The organism is Sphingobium sufflavum (assembly GCF_021403115.1).
Taxonomy (GTDB): Bacteria; Pseudomonadota; Alphaproteobacteria; order Sphingomonadales; family Sphingomonadaceae; genus Sphingobium; species Sphingobium sufflavum.
Genome location: NZ_JAJSSH010000007.1, coordinates 203,841 through 228,768 on the forward strand (window position 1 = coordinate 203,841; position 24,928 = coordinate 228,768).

General features: G+C 64.6%; 29 protein-coding genes and 1 tRNA gene. 13 read left to right on the plus strand and 17 right to left on the minus strand.

Annotated elements, in window-relative coordinates:
- Nucleotides 1-79: 79 nt before the first annotated feature.
- Nucleotides 80-961, minus strand: a complete 882-nt coding sequence (locus LWE61_RS12230) for an N-formylglutamate amidohydrolase (RefSeq protein WP_234150347.1) — start codon at nucleotides 959-961, stop codon at nucleotides 80-82.
- A gap of 146 nt (nucleotides 962-1,107) precedes the next feature.
- On the opposite strand from LWE61_RS12230, the gene cpdR reads away from it, so the two are divergent.
- The gene (gene cpdR, locus LWE61_RS12235; RefSeq protein WP_234150348.1) at nucleotides 1,108-1,482 is read left to right on the plus strand and encodes a cell cycle two-component system response regulator CpdR; all 375 of its coding nucleotides are present in this window, start codon (nucleotides 1,108-1,110) and stop codon (nucleotides 1,480-1,482) included.
- Nucleotides 1,483-1,566: 84 nt separating this feature from the next.
- Nucleotides 1,567-1,641 (plus strand) — tRNA-Val (locus LWE61_RS12240).
- A gap of 136 nt (nucleotides 1,642-1,777) precedes the next feature.
- Here LWE61_RS12240 and LWE61_RS12245 read toward each other — a convergent pair.
- A complete protein-coding gene (locus tag LWE61_RS12245; RefSeq protein ID WP_234150349.1) occupies nucleotides 1,778-1,960 on the minus strand; it encodes a hypothetical protein in 183 nt (60 codons plus the stop codon).
- A gap of 133 nt (nucleotides 1,961-2,093) precedes the next feature.
- On the opposite strand from LWE61_RS12245, the gene LWE61_RS12250 reads away from it, so the two are divergent.
- From LWE61_RS12250 to LWE61_RS12265, 4 genes are all read left to right on the plus strand, one after another.
- The gene (locus LWE61_RS12250) at nucleotides 2,094-4,205 is read left to right on the plus strand and encodes an AsmA family protein (RefSeq protein WP_234150350.1); all 2,112 of its coding nucleotides are present in this window, start codon (nucleotides 2,094-2,096) and stop codon (nucleotides 4,203-4,205) included.
- Between the two features lie 166 nt (nucleotides 4,206-4,371).
- Complete coding sequence (locus LWE61_RS12255) at nucleotides 4,372-4,911, plus strand: biliverdin-producing heme oxygenase (protein WP_234150351.1); 540 nt, start codon at nucleotides 4,372-4,374, stop codon at nucleotides 4,909-4,911.
- Nucleotides 4,908-7,475, plus strand: a complete 2,568-nt coding sequence (locus LWE61_RS12260; protein WP_234150352.1) for an HWE histidine kinase domain-containing protein — start codon at nucleotides 4,908-4,910, stop codon at nucleotides 7,473-7,475. Before LWE61_RS12255 ends, LWE61_RS12260 begins: the two co-directional genes overlap by 4 nt.
- A gap of 47 nt (nucleotides 7,476-7,522) precedes the next feature.
- The gene (locus LWE61_RS12265) at nucleotides 7,523-8,290 is read left to right on the plus strand and encodes a ParA family protein (protein ID WP_234150353.1); all 768 of its coding nucleotides are present in this window, start codon (nucleotides 7,523-7,525) and stop codon (nucleotides 8,288-8,290) included.
- Between the two features lie 39 nt (nucleotides 8,291-8,329).
- Here the strand turns inward: LWE61_RS12265 and map are convergent, their stop codons facing one another.
- Nucleotides 8,330-9,118, minus strand: a complete 789-nt coding sequence (gene map / locus LWE61_RS12270) for a type I methionyl aminopeptidase (RefSeq protein ID WP_234150354.1) — start codon at nucleotides 9,116-9,118, stop codon at nucleotides 8,330-8,332.
- Nucleotides 9,115-9,327 carry a ParD-like family protein gene (locus LWE61_RS12275; protein WP_234150355.1) on the minus strand — a complete coding sequence of 71 codons (213 nt, stop codon included), beginning with the start codon at nucleotides 9,325-9,327 and terminating at the stop codon, nucleotides 9,115-9,117. Before LWE61_RS12275 ends, map begins: the two co-directional genes overlap by 4 nt.
- Nucleotides 9,328-9,496: 169 nt before the next feature.
- On the opposite strand from LWE61_RS12275, the gene LWE61_RS12280 reads away from it, so the two are divergent.
- Genes LWE61_RS12280 through LWE61_RS12290 form a run of 3 tightly spaced genes read left to right on the plus strand, consistent with a single transcriptional unit; the run spans nucleotide 9,497 to nucleotide 11,867 of the window.
- Nucleotides 9,497-10,279: an enoyl-CoA hydratase/isomerase family protein gene (locus LWE61_RS12280; protein ID WP_234150356.1), complete on the plus strand. Its 783-nt coding sequence runs from the start codon at nucleotides 9,497-9,499 to the stop codon at nucleotides 10,277-10,279.
- Nucleotides 10,280-10,284: 5 nt separating this feature from the next.
- Entirely contained in the window at nucleotides 10,285-11,196 is a 912-nt protein-coding gene (locus LWE61_RS12285; RefSeq protein WP_234150357.1) for an alpha/beta fold hydrolase, read from the plus strand.
- A gap of 23 nt (nucleotides 11,197-11,219) precedes the next feature.
- Nucleotides 11,220-11,867 carry a glutathione S-transferase family protein gene (locus tag LWE61_RS12290; RefSeq protein WP_234150358.1) on the plus strand — a complete coding sequence of 216 codons (648 nt, stop codon included), beginning with the start codon at nucleotides 11,220-11,222 and terminating at the stop codon, nucleotides 11,865-11,867.
- A 111-nt stretch (nucleotides 11,868-11,978) separates the two neighbouring features.
- On the opposite strand, the gene LWE61_RS12295 is transcribed toward LWE61_RS12290, so the two are convergent.
- From LWE61_RS12295 to flgB, 13 genes are all read right to left on the minus strand, one after another.
- Nucleotides 11,979-13,082 carry a flagellar motor protein MotB gene (locus LWE61_RS12295; protein WP_234150359.1) on the minus strand — a complete coding sequence of 368 codons (1,104 nt, stop codon included), beginning with the start codon at nucleotides 13,080-13,082 and terminating at the stop codon, nucleotides 11,979-11,981.
- Between the two features lie 21 nt (nucleotides 13,083-13,103).
- A complete protein-coding gene (gene motA / locus LWE61_RS12300) occupies nucleotides 13,104-13,967 on the minus strand; it encodes a flagellar motor stator protein MotA (protein WP_234150360.1) in 864 nt (287 codons plus the stop codon).
- A gap of 246 nt (nucleotides 13,968-14,213) precedes the next feature.
- Nucleotides 14,214-15,062, minus strand: coding sequence for a flagellin (locus LWE61_RS12305; RefSeq protein ID WP_234150361.1), 849 nt, complete (start codon nucleotides 15,060-15,062; stop codon nucleotides 14,214-14,216).
- An 18-nt stretch (nucleotides 15,063-15,080) separates the two neighbouring features.
- Nucleotides 15,081-16,421, minus strand: a complete 1,341-nt coding sequence (gene flgK, locus LWE61_RS12310; RefSeq protein WP_234150362.1) for a flagellar hook-associated protein FlgK — start codon at nucleotides 16,419-16,421, stop codon at nucleotides 15,081-15,083.
- The gene (locus LWE61_RS12315; protein ID WP_326490639.1) at nucleotides 16,418-16,795 is read right to left on the minus strand and encodes a rod-binding protein; all 378 of its coding nucleotides are present in this window, start codon (nucleotides 16,793-16,795) and stop codon (nucleotides 16,418-16,420) included. Before LWE61_RS12315 ends, flgK begins: the two co-directional genes overlap by 4 nt.
- Nucleotides 16,795-17,901 (minus strand): flagellar basal body P-ring protein FlgI, encoded by a 1,107-nt coding sequence (locus LWE61_RS12320; protein ID WP_407696230.1) that lies wholly within the window; start codon nucleotides 17,899-17,901, stop codon nucleotides 16,795-16,797. Before LWE61_RS12320 ends, LWE61_RS12315 begins: the two co-directional genes overlap by 1 nt.
- Before the next feature lie 44 nt (nucleotides 17,902-17,945).
- On the minus strand, nucleotides 17,946-18,626 hold the full coding sequence (locus LWE61_RS12325) for a flagellar basal body L-ring protein FlgH (protein WP_234150364.1): 681 nt from the start codon (nucleotides 18,624-18,626) through the stop codon (nucleotides 17,946-17,948).
- A 14-nt stretch (nucleotides 18,627-18,640) separates the two neighbouring features.
- Nucleotides 18,641-19,429 (minus strand): flagellar basal-body rod protein FlgG, encoded by a 789-nt coding sequence (gene flgG, locus LWE61_RS12330; RefSeq protein WP_234150365.1) that lies wholly within the window; start codon nucleotides 19,427-19,429, stop codon nucleotides 18,641-18,643.
- Between the two features lie 27 nt (nucleotides 19,430-19,456).
- Nucleotides 19,457-20,200 (minus strand): flagellar basal body rod protein FlgF, encoded by a 744-nt coding sequence (locus tag LWE61_RS12335; protein WP_234150366.1) that lies wholly within the window; start codon nucleotides 20,198-20,200, stop codon nucleotides 19,457-19,459.
- Nucleotides 20,201-20,232: 32 nt separating this feature from the next.
- A complete protein-coding gene (locus tag LWE61_RS12340; RefSeq protein ID WP_234150368.1) occupies nucleotides 20,233-21,579 on the minus strand; it encodes a flagellar hook protein FlgE in 1,347 nt (448 codons plus the stop codon).
- A 47-nt stretch (nucleotides 21,580-21,626) separates the two neighbouring features.
- Nucleotides 21,627-22,316, minus strand: a complete 690-nt coding sequence (locus tag LWE61_RS12345) for a flagellar hook assembly protein FlgD (protein ID WP_234150369.1) — start codon at nucleotides 22,314-22,316, stop codon at nucleotides 21,627-21,629.
- Nucleotides 22,313-22,726: a flagellar basal body rod protein FlgC gene (gene flgC / locus LWE61_RS12350; protein ID WP_234150371.1), complete on the minus strand. Its 414-nt coding sequence runs from the start codon at nucleotides 22,724-22,726 to the stop codon at nucleotides 22,313-22,315. Before flgC ends, LWE61_RS12345 begins: the two co-directional genes overlap by 4 nt.
- On the minus strand, nucleotides 22,723-23,079 hold the full coding sequence (gene flgB / locus LWE61_RS12355; RefSeq protein ID WP_234150373.1) for a flagellar basal body rod protein FlgB: 357 nt from the start codon (nucleotides 23,077-23,079) through the stop codon (nucleotides 22,723-22,725). The genes flgC and flgB overlap by 4 nt, the downstream gene beginning before the upstream one ends.
- A gap of 78 nt (nucleotides 23,080-23,157) precedes the next feature.
- Here flgB and LWE61_RS12360 point away from each other — a divergent pair, with 78 nt between their 5' ends.
- From LWE61_RS12360 to LWE61_RS12375, 4 genes are read left to right on the plus strand one after another with little or no spacing between them, the layout of a single operon-like run.
- Nucleotides 23,158-23,499: a hypothetical protein gene (locus tag LWE61_RS12360; RefSeq protein ID WP_234150375.1), complete on the plus strand. Its 342-nt coding sequence runs from the start codon at nucleotides 23,158-23,160 to the stop codon at nucleotides 23,497-23,499.
- Nucleotides 23,500-23,539: 40 nt separating this feature from the next.
- Nucleotides 23,540-24,091 carry a flagella basal body P-ring formation protein FlgA gene (locus LWE61_RS12365; protein ID WP_234150376.1) on the plus strand — a complete coding sequence of 184 codons (552 nt, stop codon included), beginning with the start codon at nucleotides 23,540-23,542 and terminating at the stop codon, nucleotides 24,089-24,091.
- A 53-nt stretch (nucleotides 24,092-24,144) separates the two neighbouring features.
- Nucleotides 24,145-24,432, plus strand: a complete 288-nt coding sequence (gene flgM, locus LWE61_RS12370; RefSeq protein ID WP_234150378.1) for a flagellar biosynthesis anti-sigma factor FlgM — start codon at nucleotides 24,145-24,147, stop codon at nucleotides 24,430-24,432.
- 1 nt (nucleotide 24,433) lies between these two features.
- On the plus strand, nucleotides 24,434-24,745 hold the full coding sequence (locus tag LWE61_RS12375; protein ID WP_234150379.1) for a hypothetical protein: 312 nt from the start codon (nucleotides 24,434-24,436) through the stop codon (nucleotides 24,743-24,745).
- The last annotated feature ends 183 nt before the right edge of the window (nucleotides 24,746-24,928 follow it).

Here is a 24,928-nt window from a genome sequence, read left to right on the forward strand (position 1 = left end):
CGGGGACGTCTCCTCCCTGAACCTTGGCCACCCCGTGCATCGCATGGGGTGGTTTTTTATGTGCCGTAGCGCACCGCGCCTATTCGGCGGCCAGCGGGAGGACATCGCCCAGCGCGGCCCCAAGCGCCTGCGCAAGGTCCGCGATCATCCGGCCCTGGCGCCCCACCCCCTCGCCCGGCTGATCCAGCGCCGCATCCAGATAGAGCGACCGGTCGATCTCCACCTGAAGGGCGTGGATGGCGCGGGACGGACGCCCATGCCGTTCCAGCGTGTAACCGCCAGCATAGGGCGCGTTGATCGCGACGCGCAGGCCGTGGCCACCGATCACCTCCGCCGCGCAGCGGGTGATGGCCGGGGACGCGCTCTGGCCGAATCGGTCGCCCAGCACCACATCGACCCGGTCCGGTCCCGCCGCCCCTCGCAGCGGGGGCATGCTGTGCAGATCGACCAGCACCGCCACACCACAGGCCGATGCCGCCACGTCCAGCATCTGCCCGACATGGGCGTGATAGGGCTGATGAATGTCGCGAATCCGCTCCGCCACCTCCGCATAGGGCGGGCGGCGCAACCACAGGTCGCCGATGCTGTGGTAGCGGTGCGGCACCAGCCCCAGCCCGCCGCGCAGCTTTGCGCTGGCGCGTATCGCCACGCCATGGGGAATGTCGGACACGCTGGTCGCGTCAATCTCCCCCTCATGCCGGTTGAGGTCGAGGATAGCCCGCCCCTTGCGGGCGATCACCGCGCAATGGCCCACCCCGATCGCCTCCGTGGCCAGAGCGTCGACATGCCGGTCCTCCAGCGATTGCAGGCCCGACAGGCCCACGCGCGCGCGAACGACGAGGTCGGCGGGATACTCACGACCCGCGTGGGACACGGCGATCACCACCGGCCCGACCGCGCCGGGCACGCCATATTGGCAGAAGGCCGGATGGACGAGCAGCGGCTCCCTGCCGCCGATCATGCGTCCGCTGGGCAGTTTTGCTGTTCGCAATCTTAACCCCGATGGAATTTGTTAAGCCGTTGTCGCATAAGAAAAGGACGGAATCCATGAGGAAGTGCGCGCCCGGAGTCGGCGCGCGCACCCTTGTCCGTTGGGGGTTTGTTGAGATGGCACGTATTCTGCTGGCCGAAGATGATGATTCGATGCGGCTGTACCTGACCCGCGCGCTGGAGCGATCGGGTTATGACGTGACCGCGGTGGATCGCGGAACGGAGGCTGTCCCGCTCCTCGAATCAGAGCATTTCGACCTGTTGCTAACCGATATCGTCATGCCGGAGATGGACGGCATCGAACTGGCGCAGCACGCCGGGACGGTATCGCCCGCGACCCGCGTGATGTTCATCACCGGATTCGCCGCCGTAACGCTGCGCGCGGGCAAGATGGCGCCGGAAGCCAAGGTTCTGTCCAAACCGTTCCACCTCAAGGACCTGGTCCTGGAGGTCGATCGGGTGTTCGAACGCAACAGCGCCAGCGGCCTGTAAGGCGGGGAGCCGATAAAGGTGCGGATAGCGCAAGATTAGCTCTTGCACCCTGCGCCGCCCCCCGCTATTGGCGCGCTTCCCCGTGGGCGTATAGCTCAGTGGTAGAGCACTGTGTTGACATCGCAGGGGTCGCAAGTTCAATCCTTGCTACGCCCACCATGGAAAGCCCCGTTGGCCATCGGCCTGCGGGGCTTTTCTGTTTTGTGGGCTGGCTGGATCGACGATGTGCCGGGATGGCGGCCCACAGGGGATGGACGGACCTTCCGTCAGGACAGGCCCTTTGTCATCGCGCCTTTCAGGACCGGGACGGCGGAATGGACGCCTTGACGCCTTCGCCAGCGTTCGCGATCCCGCGCAGGGGATCGGCAGGCCGACCATCATTATCGCACGCATCGCCGAACACCGCCCGCGCACTTTGCCGCAGGGAGAGGGGGTAATCGCGCAGCGACCGCGGCGCACCCTCCGAACGTCTATCCATGGCCTGACCTTTCCTCCACGGGACAACCGCCGATGGCGGGGCGCCCTCCAATCCTCGAATCTTCAAAGTCCAGCGCCCGAAACCCTCGCCCTCGCGCGCCGGAACAACGTTCATCCCGATACGTTCCCCGACGATGGCGGATCTGGACCCGAAAATTGCGCAGTCGGCTGGAGAGGATGGGACGGCATCGCCGCCTGCCCCCGTCGCGCCTCGCCTGCGGGACCGCTGGCATCGCCTGCCGCTCCTGGTTCGCATCCTGCTCACTGTTCTCGGCGCCCTGTTCGCGCTCTGGTTAATCCTGTTCCTTACTAAAGGACGATTCCTAAAAAAGCCCTTCGAAGGCATCGCCAGCCGCATGATAAAACGCGAAGTAACCGTCGACGGCGACTTCCAGCTTTATTTCGCGCCTATTGGCATCAAGTTCGTGGCGGAGAAGTTCAAGGTCGCCAACACGGGCTGGGCCAGCAAAGATCATCTGTTCGCCGCCGACCTTGTCCACGCCCGCCTCTCCACCTTTCGCCTGATTCTGGGTCAACGCCGCATTACATGGCTGGCGTTACGCAACGGTGACGCCGACCTGGAATGGTCGCGGGACGGCAGGACGAACACATGGACGCTGGGCGACCCGAACAGGAAGGGCGAGCCGTTCGACATGCCCGACATACGGCAGGGCATCGTGACGGGTACCACCGTCCGCTATCGCGACCCCCGCCGCCAGATCGAAACCGACATCAAGGTCGATACCGTCCGCGCCCGCGACACGCGCTTTGCCCAGGACATCGGCTTCACCGGCACGGGGCGGATGCGCGGTCGCCCCGTCAGTTTCACCGGCAGGCTGTTATCGCCCAATGAGACGGTCGCGGGCGGACGCAACCGGCTGGCGGTGAGTGCACGATCGCTGGACGCCTCCGCCACCCTGTCCGGCACACTGCCCGCAGCGACGCAGATCGAGGGCGCGGACCTTTCCCTCACCGTGCGGGGCGCCAATCTGGCGCGTTTATTCGACATCATCGGCGTGGCCATCCCCGACACCCGCCGTTACCGGATCAGCTCCGCCCTGACTTATGGCGACCAGGCATGGCGCTTTACCCGGCTGCGCGGCCTGATCGGGGAAAGCGACGTGGCGGGGACGCTGACCGTGACCCAGCCTGGCGGGCGGCTGCACCTCGGCGCCGATCTGGCGACGCGGAGCCTGGCCATCGTCGATGCCGGCCCCTTCATCGGGTACAACCCCGACCGGCTGGCGGCGCAGGGGATGCAGGGGGCGATCACGCAGGTCGGCGGAACACCGCGCATCCTGCCCGATGCGCCGTTGCGCGTGGACGCGATCAGCCGCTTCGACGCCGATGTGAAATGGACCGCGCGGACGATCAAGGCGCCCAACGTCCCCATCTCCAACATCGGTCTGACCCTCGACCTCGACAAGAGCCTGCTGAAACTCTCGCCCCTCACCTTCGACATGGCGGGTGGCCACCTGTCGTCGGACATCGTCATCAACGCCCGCAAGCGCCCGGTCTTCACCGACTATGATATTCGCCTGTCGCCCACGCCCATGGGCAAGCTGCTCAACCGCTGGGGCGTGGAGGAAAGCGGCACCAGCGGCACGCTGACAGCGCGGATCAAGATGACCGGCAGCGGCGATACGGTGCATGATTCGCTGGCCACCTCCAACGGTCGCATCGCCGTCATCATGCCCAAGGGGACGATGTGGGCGCGCAATATCCAGTTGGCGGAGATCGACATCGGCGTGTTCATCCAGAAGATGTTCGAGGATCGGTTGAAGGAGCCGGTGCAGATCAATTGCGGCCTGATCGCCTTCACGGTGAAGAATGGCATTGCGGCGGCGGACCCGATATTGATCGACACGACCAAGAATGTGATCCTCGGTCGCGGCGGCTTCAGTTTCCGGGACGAAAGCATCGACCTGGCCCTGCGCGCCGACGGCAAGAAGTTCAGCCTTTTCTCCGGCCAGTCGCCCGTGGGGCTGAACGGCCATTTCGCCGCGCCCGGACTGGCGGTCATCAGCCCCGAACTGCTGACCCGCGCGGGCGCCGGGGTCGGGCTGGGACTGGCAGCGTCACCACTTGCCGCCATATTGGCGTTCGTCGATGTGGGGGACGCCAAGTCCGCTGCCTGCGGTCCCGTGCTGAAGGGCACCACCGCTACTGCCCAGCGCACCAGCAAGGGCAAGCCGCGCGATGACGTCGGACGGGGCACCACCGCCAAGAGCGAGAGCGGAAAATGATGCCCGCCCCCGCCCGCGCATACCGCGTCCGACCGAATGGCCGAAAATATCGTCCGAACGGCCGGATCTTGATCGAGATTATGGCCGCCGCCGCCTTTTCAGTTTGTACTCACCCCGCTACCCCCTAAGCTCCCGCAAGGAATTCCTCCTGTCCCTGAGCAACTGCATGATCGAACCACCCCGTGACGCGCTGCGCTCTGCAACGCGCGATGCCCATGCCATGGTGGACGAGGCCTTCGGCCGCTTCGATCTGGCGGAGGATGCCTCCTATCGCGCCTTCCTGACGGCCCATGCCCGCATCGTCCCCTCGGTCGAAGCATGGCTGGACGCGCATCAGCCGGTGGATATGCAGCCCTGGACATTGGTGCGCCGCTGGCCCGCCTTGAGCGCCGACCTGGCTGAACTGGGCATCGAGCCGCCGACGCCCGTGCCCTTTGCCCTGTCGGGAGACATCGCGTCCGTCTGCGGCGTGACCTATGTGCTGGAGGGGTCGCGGATGGGCGGCGCGCTGCTGTCCCGCCGGGTCGCCTCCGGCCTGCCCGCCGCCTACCTCGGTGCGCCGTCGCAGGTTGCGCTGTGGCGCGGCTTCTTCGCCAGCCTCGACGAGCATCTGCCCACGCAAGAGGCTATCGACCGGGCCTGCGACGCGGCCCTGCGCACCTTCGACGCCTTCCACGCCGCCGGTGTCCCGGCGACGAACGCATGAGCGACGCGCAGGGACCGGCAGTCGACCTGACCAACTGCGACCGGGAGCCGATCCACCAACTGGGCGCGATCCAGCCCTTCGGATTTCTCCTCGCGCTCACCTCCGACTGGACGGTCGCGCGCGCCTCCGCCAACATCGGCCAGTTTCTGGGCATGGATGCGGATGACGCGATCGGCCTGACCTCCGACAAATTGCTGACGGAGGACGCGATCCACCTCCTGCGCAACCGCATGATGATGCTGCGCGGGCCGGACGCGGTGGAGCGGATGTTCTCCGTGCCCCTCTCCCTCTCCCAGCCCGACAATCTGTTCGACTGCGCCATCCATTTTTCCGGCGGTGTGCTTGTGCTGGAAGCGGAGCCGCAGGTTCCCAATCGTTCCATGGACCCCGGCAACCTCGTCCGCGCCTTTCTCTCGCGCCTCGACGCGACCGAGACGATGGCGAAATTCTTCGACGAGGGCGCACGGCAGATTCGCGCCCTGACCGGCTTCGACCGGGTCATGGTCTATCGCTTCGGCCGGGACGGCGCGGGCGAAGTGGTGGGAGAGACGGTGCGACCCGGCCTCGGCCGCTTCCTCGGCCTCAACTATCCCGCGTCCGACATTCCGGTGCAGGCCCGCGCCCTCTATGTCCGCACGCCCTTCCGTATCATCGCGGACATCGGCGCGGAACCGGTCCCCGTCATCCCCGCCCGCAACGAGAAGGACGAACCGCTCGACCTCTCCCTGTCCATCCTGCGGTCGGTGTCGCCGATCCACATCGAATATCTCAAGAATATGGGCGTCGGCGCGTCGCTGTCCGTCTCCATCCTCGTCAACGGCAAGCTGTGGGGCCTGTTCGCCTGCCATCATTACAAACCGTGCCTCCCCTCCTTCGAGCAACGCACGCTGGCCGAACTGTCCGGCCAGATGTTCGCGCTGAAGCTGGAGAGCCGGGAGCATCGCGACCTGGCCGATTATGACGTGCGCGCCCGTGCGGCGGGCGACCGGCTGCTCGCCGCGCTGGCCGGGGACATGGCGATCCTCAACGATGTGGACTGGGTCGCGGAAACATTGGGTGAAATCGTACCCTGCGACGGCGTCGCGGTGATGATGAACGGTGCGGTCGCGACCAGCGGCTATACCCCGCCATCGCTCGCCATCCATCCCATCGTCCGCCGCCTCTCCGCGATGGAGGGCAATGCGGTGAGCGCCACCGACCATCTTTCCGCCATCATCCCCGGCGCGGACGCCTATGCCGACGATGCGGCGGGGCTGCTCGCTATCCCTATCTCCCGCAAACCGCGTGACTATGTGCTGTTGTTCCGGCGGCAACGGTTGCGCTCCGTCACCTGGGCGGGCGATCCGCACAAGCCCGCCTCCTATGGACCCAACGGCATCCGCCTGACCCCCCGCGCCAGTTTCGACGCATGGAGCCAGGAAGTGAGCGGCCATAGCGCGCCCTTCACACAAGCGGAGGTGCGCGTCGCGGAGACGCTGCGGTCCTCGCTGGTGCAGGTGGTGCTGCGCCTGTCGGAGGATGCGCAGGAAGACAAGCGCCGCGCGTCGGAGCGGCAGGAACTGCTGATCGCGGAGCTCAACCACCGGGTCCGCAATATTCTGGCCCTGATCCGCGGCGTGGCGCGGCAGTCGAAGGATGGCACGGAGGCCTCCACCAAATTCCTCGCCATGTTCGAGGGGCGAGTGCATGCACTGGCGCGCGCGCATGACCAGATCACCCGCGACAATTGGGCGCCCGCCCTGCTGCGCCCGTTGATCGAGACGGAAGCCGACGCCTATATCGGCAAGCAGACCGCGCGGCTGGACCTGTCCGGTCCGGCGGTGCTGCTGGAACCCAATGCCTTCTCCACCCTGGCGCTCGTTATCCACGAGATGATGACCAACAGTGCGAAATATGGCGCGCTGGTCGACAGCGGACGGCTAATCATACGCTGGGCGGTGAATGAGGCGGGCGACCTGCTGATCGACTGGCGCGAACAGGGCGGTCCGGCGGTGCAGGCCCCGAAACGGGAGGGATTCGGCACCACCATCATCACCAAGTCCATCCCGCACGATCTCGGCGGAGATGCCGATGTGCGCTACAAGCTGGCCGGACTGGAGGCGCAGTTCCGCATCCCCGCGCGCCATGTGCGCCTCGCCGATCCATCGCACATACCGGAACAACCGGTCATCGCGGTCCATACCAATCTGGCGGCCCGGTCGGAGATGCTGGCGGGCCTCGTCCTGCTGGTCGAGGACAGCCTCATCATCGCGATGGATGCGGAGGACATGATTCGCGAACTGGGCGCGACGCGCATCGCCGTCGCCTCCAACACCGCGCAGGCATTGGCGGAAATCGAGCGAGAACAGCCGACGCTTGCCATCCTCGACGTCAATCTGGGCGAGGAAACCAGCCTGCCCATCGCGGAAGCGCTGGCGCAACGCGGCGTGCCCTTCCTGTTCGCGACCGGCTATGGCGAGCAACTGGACCTGCCCAACCACTTTGTTCATGTGCCGGTGGCCCAAAAACCCTATGATTCGCACGATCTCTCCGCGCTGCTCACCACACTATCGACCGCCGACTGATCGCAGGGCGTTGGACAAGCGCGCCCGATAGGATAGCCTGTACGACCATGAGCAAAGGGCAAAAAGAGGCGGGCGCCGGCCTGCAAAGCGCGACGGTGGCCGTCTATTCGCTGAAAGGCGGCGTGGGCAAGACGACCTTTGCGGTCAATCTGGCCTGGGCATCGGCTCGGCTGTCGCGCCGCCGCACCCTGCTGTGGGATCTCGACCCGCAGGCCGCATCGACATGGCTGCTGACGGAGGGCAACGGGCTGGGTTCCGAGGCGCAGGCGGTATTCTCCCGCTCAGTCGATGCCCGCAGCCTGTGCCAGCCATCCCGGTTCGACGGGATCGACGTGCTGGGGGCCGACACCTCGCTGCGCGGACTCGACCGCATGTTGTTCGACCTCGGCAAGAAAAAACGGCTCGCCCGGCTGCTCGATGGCCTGTCGAGCGATTATGATCGCATCATCCTCGACTGCCCACCCGGCCTGACCGAAACGGCGGAACAGGTGTTGCAGGCGGCGGACCTGGTCATCGTACCGGTTATCCCATCCCCCCTGTCGCAGCGTGCGCTGGGCGAAGTCGCGCGTTTCCTGATGCAAAAAGGCGGCCGCCATCCGCCGATCCTGCCCGTCTACTCCATGGTCGACCGCCGCCGCAGCCTGCACAGCCGCGCGATGGCGGACCAGCCCGACTGGCCGGTCATCAGCATGGCGAGCGCGATCGAGCAAATGACGGTCAAGCGCGCGCCCCTGGGAGAATTCGCCGCGAGCAGCCCCGCCGCCGCCAGCTACGCCAGCCTGTGGACCGCCATTGAGCGACGACTTCAGAAATAGGCTGGGAAGGTCGGGCTTTTCGGGAAGCCCCCGTTTCGTTCAGGCCACCAGTTTCCGCCTGCCCACCCTGTCCTGCTCGTCGGACCGCAGGGTCAGCACCGCCACGCCCGATGCCGTGACGGCGACGGTATGCTCAAACTGCGCGGAGAGCGACCCGTCCTGCGTCACGACGGTCCAGCCGTCATCCTCCGTTCGCACGCTCCGGCGACCCCGGTTGAGCATCGGCTCAATCGTAAAAACCATGCCTTCTCGCAGAACGAGGCCGGTTCCCGGCTTGCCGAAATGCAGAACCTGCGGCTCCTCATGCATTTCCCGGCCGATGCCATGGCCGCAATATTCGCGCACGACGGAATAGCCATGCCGTTTGGCATGGCGTTCGATCGCCCAGCCAATGTCCCCCAACCGCGCGCCCGGACGAACCGCACCTATACCCAGCCACAGAGCGTCATAGGTCGCCTGAACCAGACGCTTTGCGGCGGGCGCGACCGTGCCGACCAGATAAGTCTTGCTGGAGTCCGCGATATAACCATTCTTCTCCAGCGTGATGTCGAGATTGACGATGTCGCCGTCGCGCAGCACCACAGAGGGCGACGGGACGCCGTGGCACACCACGTCATTCACCGAACTGTTCAACACAAAGCCATAGCCATATTGCCCCTTGCTCGCGGGCCGGGCCTGAAGGTCGTGGACGATGAAATGCTCGACCATGGCGTCGATCCGCAAGGTCGACAGCCCTGTGAAGGCGGTGCGATCCAGCATTTCGAACACCGACGCCAGCAGCCGGCCGGATTCGGCCAGCAACGCCACCTCTTGCGGGCTTTTCGTCATGCGTCTTCCACCAACAGCGGTTGCGCCGCAACGCCTGCGGAGCGCATCTCCCGCTGGATGATCTCGGTAAAACTGAGCGCCGGATTCGTCTCGCACAGCATCCCGATCTTGATCCAGTAGGCCGCCTGCGCGTTGATGGACCGGCAGGACAGCTTGCTCACCCGGCGTAGCTGTTCGTGCAGATCATCCTCTATGTTCACGATGCCCATGCGAAATTCCTCATATGATCCATATGCGATTAATATATGAATCATATATCCACAACCCGATGGATTTCACTTACGTCGGGATCGCCTTCGCCTCTTGCCGACCCCGCCCTCCCACGATTGCCCCCGCCCCCCTCCCCGTCTATGCCCGGATCAACTGCAGGAGATTGAGATGACCGAACTGGTGCTGGGCACGATCGAGGATGGCGTCGCGACGCTGACGTTCAATCGGCCGGAGGCGAGCAATGCCATGAGCATGGACCTTGCCGATGCCCTCTATGCGCTGGTGGAACCTTATGCGCGTGATCGCTCCGTGCGGGCCTGGCTCATCAACAGCACGGGCAAGAATTTCTGCGCGGGCGGCGATGTCGGCGCGTTCGGCAATACCGATGATCCACAGGGCCTGATCGGCGCGATGGCCCGGCGGCTGCACGACAGCCTGCGCATCCTGAACGCCCATCGCGCGCCGGTGGTGATGGCGGTGCAGGGCGCGGCGGCGGGCGCAGGCTTCAGCCTGGTATCGGGCGCGGACATCGCGATCGCGGGCCGGTCTTCCACCTATCTGTGGGCCTATGCCGCGCTGGGGCTGACCTGTGACGGCGGCTCGACCTGGAACCTGCCCCGCGTCATCGGCCTGCGTCGCGCGCAGGAACTGGCCTTCACCGGCCGTCGCCTCACCGCGGAAGAAGCCGCCGACATCGGCCTCGTCACCCGCGTCGTCGAGGACGAGGCATTGCAGGAAGAGGCGCTGAAGGTCGCACGGGCTATCGCACAGGGACCGACCGAATCCTTCGGCGCGGTGAAGCAGTTGTTCGCCAGCAGCTTTGCCAATGACTATGGCACGCAACTGGAAGCGGAGGCGAACGCCATCGCCGCCGCACTGGGCCGCCCCGACGGCGCCAATGCGGTGCAGGCGTTCCTGGAAAAGCGCAAACCTGTTTTCACAGGCGAGTGACCGGCATGGTGGATGGCAACCCGCAAAATGGTGGAGGACTGCACGAGGGCCTTGGCCCCGTCACCCACCGTTTCGACTCGCAGCGGCTCCGGCTCAGCTATGTCGACTGGGGCAACCCGGACAAGCCGTTGCTGCTGCTCGTCCATGGCGGCAAGGACCATGCCCGCAACTGGGACTGGGTTGCGGAGCGGCTGCGTCACGACTGGCATGTCGTCTGCCCCGACCTGCGCGGCCATGGCGACAGCGACTGGTCGCCCGATGGCGCCTATACGATGGAATATATGGCCTGCGACCTCGCCAACCTCGTTTCGCACCTCGGCGCAGAGCACGTTAACATCGTATCGCACAGCTATGGCGGCGCGATTTCGTTGCGCTACACCGGCCTCTTCCCCGAAAAAGTCCGCCGTCTTGCCGTGATCGAGGGTCTGGCCGCGATGGAGGATTTCCGCGTCATCCACGACCAGCCGCCGCTCAGCCTGGTCGACCAGTGGCGCGGCTGGATCGAGAAGCGTCAGGCCATGGCCGCCCAGACCCCGCGCACCTTCGCCACCATCGAGGAAGGCGTCGAGCGGATGAAGAAGGGCAATTCGAAGCTCTCCGACGAGCAGGCGCGGCACCTCGCCATCTGGGCGATGCGGCGTTTCGAGTCCGGTCAATATGGCTGGAAGTTCGATCCCTATATTCAGGCGCAGCAGCCGATGGACCCCTCCGACCCGGAGCGACGCGCCATCTGGGGGGCGATCACCTGCCCGGTGCTGTTGTTCCATGGCAAGGAAAGCTGGGCGCATAATCCCGCCGAGGATGGCCGCGCCGCGATGTTCCGCGACGCTCGCGTCATCAGCATGGAGGGGGCCGGCCACTGGGTCCACCACGATCGGCTGGACGATTTCGTCGCAGCGGTGCGGGAGTTTCTGTAGGACGAGACTGGAAGGACATGCCCATGGCCGATCTGATCCTGACGACCTTCGACTGGGTGCCCGCTCTGCCGCGCGGCTATGTGCGGGATTTGCGGGTCCGATGGGCGCTGGAGGAGGCCGGCCTGCCCTATCGGGTCGAGAGCGTGCCCTTTGGCGACCGGGACGCCACGCATTTCCTGCATCAGCCTTTTGGTCAGGTACCCTGGCTGACCGACGGCGACCTCTCCATCTTCGAAAGCGGCGCGATCCTGCTGCATCTGGGCGAGCGGAGCGGCGCGCTGATGCCGGTCGATCCGCGCGGGCGCAGTGCAGTGCTGGAATGGCTGTTCGCCGCGTTGAACTCGGTCGAGATGGCGAGCCTGCCCTGGTCGCTGTTGAAGTTCGCCGGGGATAATGAGGGCGCGCCCGGCTCGAAGCAGCTGGACGACTTCCTCACGATCCGGCTCCGGCATCTGGAGCCGGTGCTGGCTGCGCGGCCATGGCTGGCGGCCGGGCAATTCTCCATCGCGGACATTCTCATGGCGGATGTGCTGCGTCTGGTCGATCGGTTCGATGGACTGGCGCCCTATCCGGCGTGCCGCACCTATGTCGCCCGCGCCACGGCTCGCCCATCCTTCGCTAAGGCCCATGCAGACCAGATGGCGCATTTCGCCAAGGCAGATCGGAAATAAGCCGACCCGCCGCGCTGCCACATGGGGCGTCGCGGCGGGCCGTCTCCCTCTCCAAAGATCGGTGCGGTGGCCGGGTGGCCATCGCGAAACACGGTGCCCGAATAGGGCGCTCTAGTGCGACATGGCGTCCGTTTTGCCGGGCGGTGTCGCGCCCGTGCGCTTGGGAATGTCGTTCGCGTTCAGGATGACCGCACCCGTCGGCAATCCGGTCTTGCCCAGATCGGCACGGCGCGCATTCTCCCGCATCACGTTGCGCGGATTGTCGCGCGCCTCGATCGCGGCGCGGACGTCGGGATCGGCAGCGGCTTCCTCCGGCCGATCGCGGCTGGCCTGCAAACCCAGTTGCGATTCCGCAACCGTGGACCACGCCAGCACCACCGACATGCGGCGATTGCGCGGGTCGTAGGGGTCGTGAGTGAACGGCTCCCGGTCGGCCACGCCCTCGATGCGCGAGAAGCGACGGTTGCTGATGCCGCTACGCGCCAGTTCGACACGGGTCGCTTCGGCACGGGCGGAGGACAACAGCCAGTTGTTCATGCCGCCGCTGGCATAGCCCATGCCATCGGTATGGCCGCGCACGATCACCTCGTTCGGCAGGCCGCTGATCGCCTTGCCGACCTGCGCGATCAGCTTGCGCGCTTCGGGGGCCAGCTTGTCGTTGCCGCTGCCGAACATCGCGAAATCCGCCTCGTCGATCAGGTCGATCCGCAGACCTTCCTTCGTCTCCGTAAACTTGATGTTCTTGGCAAGGCGACGCAACGTCTCCTCCTTGGCCAGCTTGTCGAGCACGGCCTTCTTGAGCGATTCGAATTTCTGCCGGTCGCGATCCTTCAGGGCCTTGCCGCCTGAATCGCGGGTGCCGGTGGCGTCGCGCGGGATGGTGATAGCCAGGTTGCCCTGCCCACCCGTGGTCGGATAATTTTCCTTGCCCATCATGCTGTCGCCGCCGAACATGCCGTTGGAACCGGCGCTGCCCTCCTTGGTCTGGATCAGCGTGGGCGTGAAATAGTCGGCAAGGCCCTTGCGCTGCTTTTCCGTGGTCGCGCCCAGCAACCACATCAGCAGGAAGAACGCCATCATCGCGGTCACGAAGTCGGCATAGGCCACCTTCCATGCACCGCCATGATGCCCGCCATGACCCTCGACGATGATCTTCTTGACGATGATCGGTCTTGGCTCAGGCTCGTTCGCTTTTTTCTTGGCTGGTCCGGCCATTGCTACTGTCCCCTAAATCGCTCAGCGGCCGCGCATGCCGTCGAACACTTCGGCAAAGCCGGGCTGGTTCGCATGGGTAAGGTTGGAGCGCGCCGCCTCGATCACCAGCGGCTGCGGGTGGCCATGCAGCGATGCGACGATGATCTGCTTGACGACATGATACATGGCGCCATCCGCCTCGATCACGCCGCGGCAGCGGGTGGCGAAGGGAGCGACAAGGCCATAGGCCAGCAAAATACCGAGGAAGGTACCGACAAGCGCCGAACCGATCATCGCACCCAGGATTTCCGGCGGCTTGTCGATGGAACCCATGGTCTTGACCACGCCCAGAACGGCCGCGACGATGCCCAGCGCCGGAAAGGCGTCGGCAAGGCTCTGAAGGCCGTCCGCAGGCTTGATCGCCTCATGGTGGTGGGTCTTGAGGGCATTATCCATCACATCCTCGACCGCATGCGGGTCGAGCGTGCCGGACGACACGACGACGAGGCGCAGTGTGTCGCAGATCAGGTGGATCAGCGCGCTGTCCTTCATCAGCTTGGGATATTCGGCAAACACCGCGGAGCTTTTCGGATCCTCGATATGCGGCTCCAGCGCCACGGGGCCTTCGACGCGCAGCATCTTCATCAGCTTGCTGACAAGGAAGATGCAGTCGAGGAAATCCTGTTTCTTGTACTGCGCGCCCTTGAACACCTTGCCCAGACCGCCGCCCAGCGCCTTGAGGTCCGCGCCGCTGTTGCCGATGATGAGCGCACCCACCGCCGCACCGCCGATGATGAGCATTTCGTGCGGCAATGCGTGCAGCACTGGCCCGAGGTCGCCTCCGGTGAAGGCGAAGCCGCCAAAGACCATGACGAGAAGGACAACGATGCCAATACCTGCAAACATCTCAATCCCCGTATTCACAAAAATCTGGTCCGCCTGTCTGATGACGGGCTTCACTGCTATAGAACGGCACGGCCAAAACAGGGTTTAGGGGTAAGGTTAGCGCCGTGTTTACCGCGGCCTCCGCTGCCCCCTCCCACACCCGTTCCGCACCGGCGCTGAACGGAAAAAAGCCCCGTCGGATCCGGCTTTTTCGGCCTTCCCCGACAAGGGCTTTCGTTTTACCGGCCCGAAAAAATATCCGCGCGATCAGCGCAGCAGGTCGAACAGCGATTGCTGGTTAATTTTGGCGAAGGCAGCCTGCGCCGCCTGGAGCGACGTCAGCTTGGCCTGCACCCTGGTAATCACCTCGGTCAGGTCGGTATCCTCCAGATTGGATCGCCGCTCCGCCAACTGGAGATTGGCGGTCTGCAAACGCTCCACCTCATTGCCCAGCCTAGTCTCCCGCACGCCCTGACGGGTGCCCTGCACGATGACATGGTCCAGCGCGGCATTGGCCTCGCCCAGAGACTTGCTGATCCCGGCGCTGTCGCTGGCCCGGACCGCCGCGATCGCCGCATCCAATATGTCGTAGATGGTCTTCGTCCCCGAATCCGTGACGATGCCTTCCTCGATGCTCTTGCGCGTGCCGACCGCTTCATAGGCCAGCCCTTTGCCGACCGGGATGGTGACGGAGGTGTTGCCGTCATCGAACACCGGCGTACCCTGATAATCCTTCTGGTTGAGGATGTTGGTGATATTTTCCCGGATGCCCTGCAACACCAGCGCGGTGGACTCGACGCCCGGCGAACCCGGCGCCTGCGACGTGGAGGAGATCAGCGCCTCCTTCACCTTCGTCATCAGGTTGCTGACATCGTCGAGGCTGGAGGTGGCCTGCGCCGAGCGCGACTGCGCAAAGGTCACATTGCTCTGCCACGCACCGTTCAACGACTGCTGCCGCCCGACATAGGAAATCTGGATCCAGTCCTGCGGATTATCCGATGGCTTGTCGAACTTCACGCCGGTCGAAATCTGCTGCTGATAGTTGGCGATATCGTTCGCGAGCTTCTGCTGCCGCTTGATCTCGGCATTGACGGACTGGTTGGTGATGAAAACCATGAGCTATGTCCCGTTGGATCAGAAGATCGCGAAGATGGCGTCGAGCGTTTCGCGCGCCACCTGAATGATGCGGGCGCTGCCCTGATAGGCCTGCTGGAGGCGCATCAGGTCAGCGGCTTCGCGGTCGAGGTCGACGCCGCTGACGTCGGCCCGCGCCGCCTGCGCCTGCTGGTCGCGCGAACTGGCCGCGCTGAGTTCCGCATTGGTCGCGGCCAGCATGTTGGCGTGGGTGGAGATGATCGCCGTCCAGCCATTCTCCACGCCATCCTCGTCGCGAATGCTGGTGATATTGACCAGATTGCCGTTGGTACGGCCATCCGCCGAATAGGTCGCCAGTTTTGCGGTGTCGGTGATGAGCAGCGTCAATGTGCTGGCATCGCCCGACATGGACAATATGTTGTCGCCATTCTGACTGGGCGGCGCGCCGATCAGGCCTGCCTTGTGCCAGCCGTTCATGTCGTCCTTATATTTCGTGGCAAGGTCGTTGACCGCAGTGACCCGATCAGCGTTGACCTCCGCGCTGCCGACGAGGCCTGCAAGACTGCCAGTGCCCGGCTGCCCCACGGCGGCTCCCCCGACCGCGAACGACAAGGTGCCGTCACTGGCCGCATTCACCTCCATCGCCGTCACGTCGATATTATCGACCAGCTTCTTGCCCTCGAAGGACACGCTGGCGGCTCCATTCTCGCCATAGCTCACGGTGACGTTCAGCCGCTTGGCGATATCCACCAGGGCTTCGTCGCGCTGATCGAAAAGCTGGGCCTGGTTGGACGATCCGGGGATGGCGCGGCGCAGCGCCTCGTTGGTGGACGCCAGACGTTCCGCCGCGCTGTTGAGCGCATGCACCTCGTTCCCGGCCTCGGTAATGATGCCCGACTTGACGTTGTGAAGGTCTTCGATGGTCTGCTTGAACGCCGTGTTCACCTGTTCGACGGCGAACAGCACATTGGTCCGCCGCGTCACGTCGGTCGGGTTGGCGGCCAGCATCTCGACGGCGGAGAACATGCTGGTCATCCGCTGCCCCACGCCCAGCGAACCGTCGTCCAGCGCCGTCTGGATATTGCCCAGCCAGGTCGCGCGGGCGTCCGCCTTTTCATAATTGCTGCTGGCGAGGCGCGCGGCGAGGTCGAGATAATCGTCTGTCTTGCGGACGACGCTGACCACATCGACACCGCCAAAGGCAACGCCGGGTTTGTAGAAACGAGACGTGGTGGCGGAAGCCGGGGACTCCCCCAACTGTACGGTGCGGCGGTTATAACCTTCGGTCGTCGCGTTGGTGATATTCTCCGACACCGCGCCCATGGCAGCCCGATAGGCGCGCGTGCCGGATGCACCGATGCTCAGGAGATCGCTGCTCATTCACCCTGTCCCTTGTTCGCCAGCGCCGTGACGGACGCCGCGGCAGACTTCGCCTTGGGCGCCAGACGGCTCAGCAGCATCTCGGCAATGCCCAGCCCGCCCTGCTCCGCCATATTGTCGGCGGTGCGCGCGTCGGACATTTCCTGAAACTGATCGACGGCGCTGGACCCGGTGAGGTCGTCGCCAAAGCCGGCCGAACGCATCGACCCGATCAACTGCCGGACGAAGACCGCCTCGAACGCCTTGGCCGTCTTTTCCAGCTTGGCCTTTTCCTCGGCGGCGGCGTCGCTGACCGCCCCGGTCACGGCGCCGATGGCCGCCGTGCCGATTTTGGTCGCCATCGACAGGGGGTTGGAGATTGCGGACGTCATCATCACAACACCTCCAGCTCAGCCTTCATCGCGCCCGCCTGCTTGAGCGCCTGAAGAATTTCGACAAGATCGGACGGCCCGGCACCGATCGCGTTCACCGCTTTGACTATATCGGCCAGCGAGGCGCCGGTTTTAAATTCGAACATCGGCTTCTTCTCTTCGGTGACGTTGATCTTGCTCGACTGCTCGACGGCGGTCTGGCCATTGGAGAAGGGCGCGGGCTGCGAAATGCGCGGGCTTTCCTGCACCGCGACGGTCAGCTTGCCATGCGAGACGGCAGCGGGGGCGATGCGTACCGCGCCGTTGATGACGACGGTGCCGGTGCGCGCATTGACGATGACGCGGGCGGGGGCCTCAGCGGGCTTGACCTGGATATTCTCGATCAGGCCCATCATCATGGTGCGGCTTTCGGCGCCCTGGGGTGCTTCGATGGTGATCGATACGGCGTCCATGGCCCGCGCGCGCTTGTCGTTGAACGCCATGTTCACGGCATCCGCGATGCGCAGCGCGGTGGTGATGTCCGCTTCCGCAAGATTGAAGGTGATGGTGGGCGAGGTGTCGAAACCGGTAGCAACCGTCTGCTCCACCGTCGCGCCGCCGGGAATACGACCGGCCGACGGGATGTTGACCGAAACCTGCGACCCGTCAGCGCCGGAAACGCCCAGACCGCCGACCGCAAGATTGCCCTGCGCCATCGCGTAAATCTGTCCGTCCGCACCACGCAGCGGCATCATGACCAGCGTACCGCCGCGCAGCGACTTGGCCTTCCCCAGTGCCGACACGGTGATGTCGAGGCGCTGGCCGGGCTTGGCGAAGGCTGGCAGGTCGGCCGTGACCAGCACCGCCGCCGCATTCTTGAGGCTTGGGTTCACGCCGGGCGGCAGGGTCAGGCCGAAGCGCGAGACGACGCCCTTCACACCCTGCGTCGCATAGTCGAGGCTGTCGTCGCCCGTGCCCGCCAGGCCGACCACCACACCATAGCCGGTGAGCTGGTTGACGCGCAGGCCCTGAAACGCGCCCAGATCCTTGATACGCTCGGCATGAACCGTGCTGGGCGCGACGATCTGAAGCGCGGCGACGATCAGGAAGGCGATGGTCCAGCCAGACATGCGGATCATGGAGGAGAAGAGACGGTCGGTCATGGAAAATATCCTCAGAACGGGCTGACCATGGAGAAGAAGCGTTGCAGCCAGCCCTGACGGCTCGCCCGCGCAATTTCGCCCTTGCCGGTGTAGGTGATGCGCGCATCCGCGACGCGGGTGGAGGACACACGATTGTCCGGGCCGATGTCAGCCGGGCGGACGATGCCGGAAATCTGGACATATTCGTCGCCACGATTGAGCGTCAGCTGCTTTTCGCCGCGCACAAGCATGGCGCCGTTGGGCAGCACCTTCTCGATGGTGACGGTGACTTCGCCCGACAGCGCGTTGGACTGCGCCGCGTCGCCCGCACCCTTGAAATTCTGCGTGCCGCTGGCCCCGATGTCGGTGGGGCTGATGATACCGCTGAGCGGTCCGGTGGTCGGCGGGGTCAGGCCGATGCTGCCATCGCGACCCGTCTTGGCGCTGTTGCTCTTGGTCGCCTGCGTCCGCTCGACCAGCGCGATGGTCAATATGTCCCCGACCCGCGACGCGAGCGATCCGCTGGTCAGCGGCGCATAGCCACCGGCAGCCTGAAAGATGGAGCCATTGGCCTGCACTGGCGCGACGACCGGCTCGGCATAGGTCGGGCGATAGACCACCTTTTCTTTCTTCGCCGCGTCGGCCGGATTGGAGGCCAGCAGGACGAAGGCAGCGGCTAGGCTGGCGGTCAGAAGGGACTGGGACGATTGCATCACGACGTATCCGATCACATGTTCTGGTTAGCGTATTGCATCATCTCGTCGGTCGCCTTGATCATCTTGCTGGCGATCTCGTAACCGCGTTGCGTCTCGATCATCTCGACCAGTTCCTCGACCGTGTTGACGTTCGACCCTTCGAGCATACCCTGGCGCAGGGCGCCCCGGCCTTCCGCGCCCGGTGCGCCGACCTGCGGCGCGCCCGATGCGGCGGTTTCGGTCAACAGGTTGCCGCCGATGGCGTTCAGACCCGCCGGATTGACGAAGCTGGCCGTTTCGATCTGGCCGAGCTGGACCGCGCCACTCTGCCCCGCCACCGTGGCGCTGACCGTGCCGTCGGTGCCGATGGTGATGTTGGTCGAACCTTGTGGCACGGTGATCTGCGGGATCAGGGGCATGCCCTCCTGCGTCACCAGCGTGCCTTCCGCCGACATGCTGAGGTTGCCCGCACGGGTATAGGCGGTGGAACCGTCAGGCTGTTGCACCTGAAGATAGCCCTTGCCCTCAATGCCGATGTCCAGCGAGTTGTCGGTGGTGTTCAGCGTGCCCTGCACGTCCACGCGGGTCGTGCCGGCGACGCGAACGCCGGAGCCGAGGTTCAGCCCGGTCGCGAACTTGTTGTCGCCGCCCGACGATGCGCCTGCGGCGACCATCTGCTGATAGGCCAGTGTCTCGAAATTCGCCCGGTCCCGCTTGAAACCGGTGGTGTTCACGTTCGCCAGATTGTTGGCGATGACGCGCATCTTCATATCCTGCGCGTCCAGCCCGGTGCGGGCGACCTGTAGGGCACTGGTGCTCATGGTCTAATCCTTCCCTTGCAAATTCGGTTAGCCGTCCAGCCGCATCAGGCTGGCACCGCTGTTGTCGATGTCCTTGGCAGTCTCGATCAGCTTGACCTGACCCTGCCAGGCACGGCTTGCCTCAATCATGTCGACCAGCGCCGCTGTGGCGTTGACGTTCGATCCTTCGAGCGATCCCGACGTGACCTGCGCGATGGGATCCTGCGGCAATGCGCCGCCATTGGCCTCCCGGAACAGACCGTCGGTGCCCTTGGCGATGGCCGACCCCTTGGGGCTGACGATCTTGAGCACATCGATCTGCTGCGGCTGGCTGGCCAGTCCACCCTGCGGCACGATCCAGATGGAACCGTCCTTGGCGATGTTCACGCTATCGGCGGGCGGCAGCGTGATCGGGCCGCCCTCGCCCAGCACCGGATGCCCGTCGCTGGTGGTCAGCAGGCCGCTGTCGGACAGGACCAGATCGCCACGGCGGGTATAGCCCTCGCTGCCGTCATTGGCCTGCACCGCCAGCATGCCGTCGCCGCCGATGGAAATGTCCAGCGGATTGCCGGTCTGCGTGACCGATCCGGTCTTCATGTCGGCGGCGATGACCTGATCGACCTGCGCGGCACGGCTCTTGAGCGCCGCCCCGTCCGTCCAGCGGGCGGAGGCGTTCATGATTTCCGCGCGAAAGCCCGTCGTGTTGGCGTTTGCGAGATTGTTCGCAATCGCCGTCTGACGCGCCATCGCACCGCGGAGACCCGTGCGCGCAATGTCGATCATCTTGTCCATGGATCAGTTATCCCTGAGTCCGTCCGCCGCTATCAGGCGCGGATGTTATTGATGGTGGTGCTCAGCGTGTTCGAGGCTTCCAGCGCCTTGGAATTGGCCTGGAAGTTCCGCTGCGCCGCGATCAGGGCGACCAGTTCCTCCGTGATGTCCACGTTGGAGCGTTCCAGCATGCCCGAACGGACCTGACCGAACGGACCGTCCGCCGCCCCGCCATAGGCAGGCTCGCCGCTCTCGTTGCTGACCGTCCAGTGCGCGTCGCCGCTCTGGAGCAGGCCCTGCTGGTTGGTGAAGTCGGCCATGGCGATGGAACCCAGCTTGCGGGTCGTGCCGTTGGCGAAGGTGGCGACGACCAGACCGGCCTGGTCGATGCCGATGCTGCTGAGCGGCGAAGGGGTCGAACCGCCGTCATCCGCCGGGATGGTCGCCGTGCCGATGATCTTCTCGCTGTTGTCGGCGAACTTCGCGATGACCACGCCGTCGTCACGCACCTGCGCGCTGGTGAAGGTGGGTTCGAACTTGTGCGTTGCCGGGATGGTGACGGCGCCCGCCATCGTCTGCACGCCATTGGCGTAGGGCGAGGCATAGGTCAGTTCGATGTCGCCGTTGTCCTTGACCACCGCGCTTTGCAGCGGGCACTGGGTCGTCACGCCGTTACCATCGGTGTAGGCCGCATATTTCACCAGCGAGACGGACGGCAGGTCCACGGTCTGGCCATTCTGGTAGCTGACCGTCACGACGCCCGTGTTCATGTCGATGGTCGCCTTGTTGCTGGTTACAACGTCGGTCGCGGGAATGTCGGTGTTGGTCTTGGGAATGGTGATCGCAGGTTCTACCTTCTTCGTCGTGCCATTGTCGAACGTGACCGTGACCACGCCCGTGGTCGCGTTGATCGCGGCGCTGCCTGCCTTGTAGGGAGACGGGGCGATCGCACCACCGTCATCGGCGGGCAGTTTCAGGTCGGTCAGCGCGGTGGCGGCGGTCGACGTCACCTTGCCATCGTTGTTGACGGGCAGAACCTGCACGCGGTTGCCCAGTGTATCGACGATGAAATTGTCCTTGTCCGCACCGAAGGCGCCGTTGCGGGTATAGCTGATCTGGCCGTTGCTGTTCGGGCTTTTCACCGTGAAGAAGCCTTCACCCGTCACCGCGAGGTCCAGCGTCTTGTCGGTCGTCTCCAGCGTGCCCTGCGTGAACTGCTGCTCCGCACCCAGATAGCGCGTACCCTGGCCCAGACCGTTCGACTGACCGATATAGATATCGCCGAATTCGGCCCGGCTTTTCTTGAACGCGGTCGCACCAACGTTGGCGACGTTGTTGGAAATCGTGGTGAGATCCGCCTGAGCGCCCTTGAGACCGGAGAGGGAGATATAGAAGGACATGCAACTGGCTCCTTGGAAGAAGAAGATTGGAAGAGAGGAAGTGAGGGTCAGCCGAGGCTCAGGGCATCGGCGGGTGTGAAGTTTCCGAGGGGGGTGATGAGCTTGGCATCGCCGCCGCTGGCCGGGGACTGGACGGCCGCAACGGTCGCCCAGGATGCAATCTTGCTGGTGGTGCCGCCGGTGACGCGGATGGTCAGGGGGCCGGATGCGGCACGCTCGCCGGCATCGTCCTCGCCATTCCAGTAGAAGTTGACGTCGCCCGCCTTCTGCTTGCCCATGTCAATCGACTTGACGACCGATCCGGCGCTGTCGACCAGCTCGACCTTCAGGGCGTCGCTGTCACCCGACAGCGTGATCTGGCCCGCATATTGACCCAGCGTGTCGGGAGCGACCTTCTCGCTCTTGACCAGCATCGACTTGCCGATCCAGCTCGCCGCGTCCGACAGGCGCGATCCGCTCAGCGAATCCGCGATGGTCTTGAGCGTGGTGTTGGACTCGGTCGATGCCGCGATCTGTGAGAATTGCGCCATCTGGGCGACCATCTGGCTGTTGTCCATCGGCGCGAACGGATCCTGGAACTGGAGCTGCGCGGTCATCAGCTTGAGATAGTCGCTCTGGCCGAGCGATTTGTCGCCCGTGCCGGACTTGCCGACGGTGTTGGAGGCGAGACTGTTGCTGAGAGAGGTCGCGCTATCGACCTTCCAGCTGCTCGACAGATTCTGCAAGGCCGTCGTCATTTGCCCATCCTTATGGTTTCGAGGAGCAGGGATTTGGCGGTGTTCAACACCTGCACATTATTCTGGTACATGCGGCTGGCCTCGACCATGTCGACCAGTTCGGCGCTGCTATCGACGCCCGCTTCCCACACGTCGCCATTGGCGTCGGCAAGGGGATGGCCGGGGTCGTGGCGCTTCACGGCGGGCGTGTCGGACTGCACGATGCTCTGCACATTGACCGTGGAGACACCGGGCTTTTCCGTCACCGGCTGGAACACCGGACGGATAGCGCGATAGGCGCCTTCCTTGGTGCCGGAGACGGTTCCCGCATTGGCCATATTGGAGGCGGTGGCGTTCAAGCGAACGAGCTGCGCCGTCATGGCGCGACCGGAGATGTCGAAGATGTTCATGGGCTTGTCGGCCATGCTCATTCTCCCTTCAGCGCACGGGTGATGGTGTTGAGGCGCCCTTCAAGGAAAGAGAGCGTCGTGCGATATTTCACCGCATTTTCGGAGAAGAGCGTCTGCTCGGTCGACATCTCGACCGTGTTGCCATTCTCCGACGGCTGCACCGGAACACGATAGCCCATGGCCTTTTCGAGCGCGCCCGCGACGCTGCCCTGATCCCTGGTCGCGTCCTTCAACGCCTTGTCGAAGTCGATATCCTGCGCCTTGTAGCCGGGCGTGGAGGCATTCGCGATGTTGGAGGCAAGCAGCGACATCCTCTGCGAACGCAGAGCCAGCGCCTTGCCATGGATGCCGAACAGTTCGTTCTCGATCGACATTGTCCAAACCCCGTTAAAGTTCTTGCTCGCCCTGCCGTTCTAACCCGGTGAGCGGATCGGCCCGACGGGGCACGGGACATGAACAGCAAAAGGCGTGCCAATTTCGTTCGAAGCCCGAAATCCGGGTGTTTTGGCATGGCTCACCCCTTCAACACCGGGAGGCGGCAACAAGGGCGGCAATTTTTTGCCGGTCTGCGGCAACACGTTGCCGAGAGGGCGATCAAATATCTGGAATCAGGTGATTTTATCTTGCCGGCCTGGTTTGCCGTTGCCTTGCCGATCGCGGGTGTTCCGGCCCGCCATTGGATTTTTGCCGCCCTAGACACCGGAAAAACAGCAATGCATCCGGCGTACGGCCGACCCAGCCGGCATTTCGGCTTTTCCAGCCATGCCGATGGCACCGTTCCACCGCTGGCATGATCTTTGCTTTATTAGGAGGATCATGAGCAGGAAAACCATCATGCACAGATTTTTCGTCACTTGGGCGCTCGCCCTTGTCGGTCATGGCCTGATCCTCGCCAGCGGTGCCGCTGCGGCGCAGGGTTTCCAGAATCTCGACCAGATCGACACTCTCGTCGCCACCACCGTCGGCGTCGGGATCGGCCAGCCGGGCGGCGCCAACGCCCCTGTTGACCGTCGCCTGCGCCTGGCCGCATGCCCCAATATTCCCAGCATCGAAGGCCCCGTGTTCGGCGCGGCCATCGTGCGGTGTGACAAGCTGGGCTGGCGGATCAGGGTTCCGTTGAAGCTCGCACCGCAACCAGCGCCCGTCACCGCCTATGGCCGCGCGCCGCAACAACAACCGCAGCCGCAGGCGCGCACCATCCTCATCAAGAAGGGCGATCCGGTGCAACTGGTTGCCGGTAACGCCAGTTTCAGTGTGTCCCGGCAGACGATCGCGGACGAGGATGGCGCCGTCGGCGAGATGATCCGGGTGCGCGGCGACAAGACGGCGCCCCCGGTTTCCGGCCGGATCGAGCCGGATGGAATTGTTCGTGTTCCTGGGATTTAAACTTTCCCGTTCCATGCCGTATATAGGGTGTGGAAGAAGATGAGGTTGGTGAGATGATCAAACCCGTTGGCACAGGCATGACGCCCGCAATAGACGCGGGAAAGCTGCGTGAAACCGCGCAGACCCGGACTGCCGCGCCGGTTACGCCCGTGCCCGGCAGCGCGACGACAGAGCGTGTCGTCGCCAATCCCGCCGCGCGGGTCGCGCAGCAGGGAGCGCCGATCGACATGGAAAAAATCGCCAAGATCAAGGCCGCCATCGCGTCCGGCAACTATCCCGTCGATGCCGACGCGATTGCCGAGCGCATGGTCGAACTCGATCTGCCGCGCAAACTGAACTGACGTGAGCGAAGCCGCGATCGACGGCCTCGACATTGCCGCGCAGTCCCTGCGCACGGCGATGGAGGGCGGCGACCCCGACCGTTTGACCGAGGCGACCACCGCCTTTGGAGCCGCGCTGGACAGCCTGCGCGGCATTGATGCGTGGCGCGCCGATCCGGCGCTGAAGGACCGGCTGCGCGGCATCATGGCCCGGCTGGAAAGCGACCGTCATCTCTCCCGCCTGCTCGGCGACATCGTGCGCCAGCGGCTGGATCTGCTGGCCGGGGCAACGGCGGATGTGACCGGGCATATCACCTACGGGCGCAAGGGCTAAAGGAAGGCAGCGGCTGAAGCGAAGCAGGGGTTGAGGCCCGTTTGAGGCAGGCCTCCCTCCCGCCACTTTCAACATGACCAACCAAACGGGTGTATGGAAATGGCGTCCGGCTGGCGGCCTCCCCCGACCCTGCTTGGTTCCGACCCTTCCCCCGACCCCCTGCCTTCCCCCGACCCCCTGCCT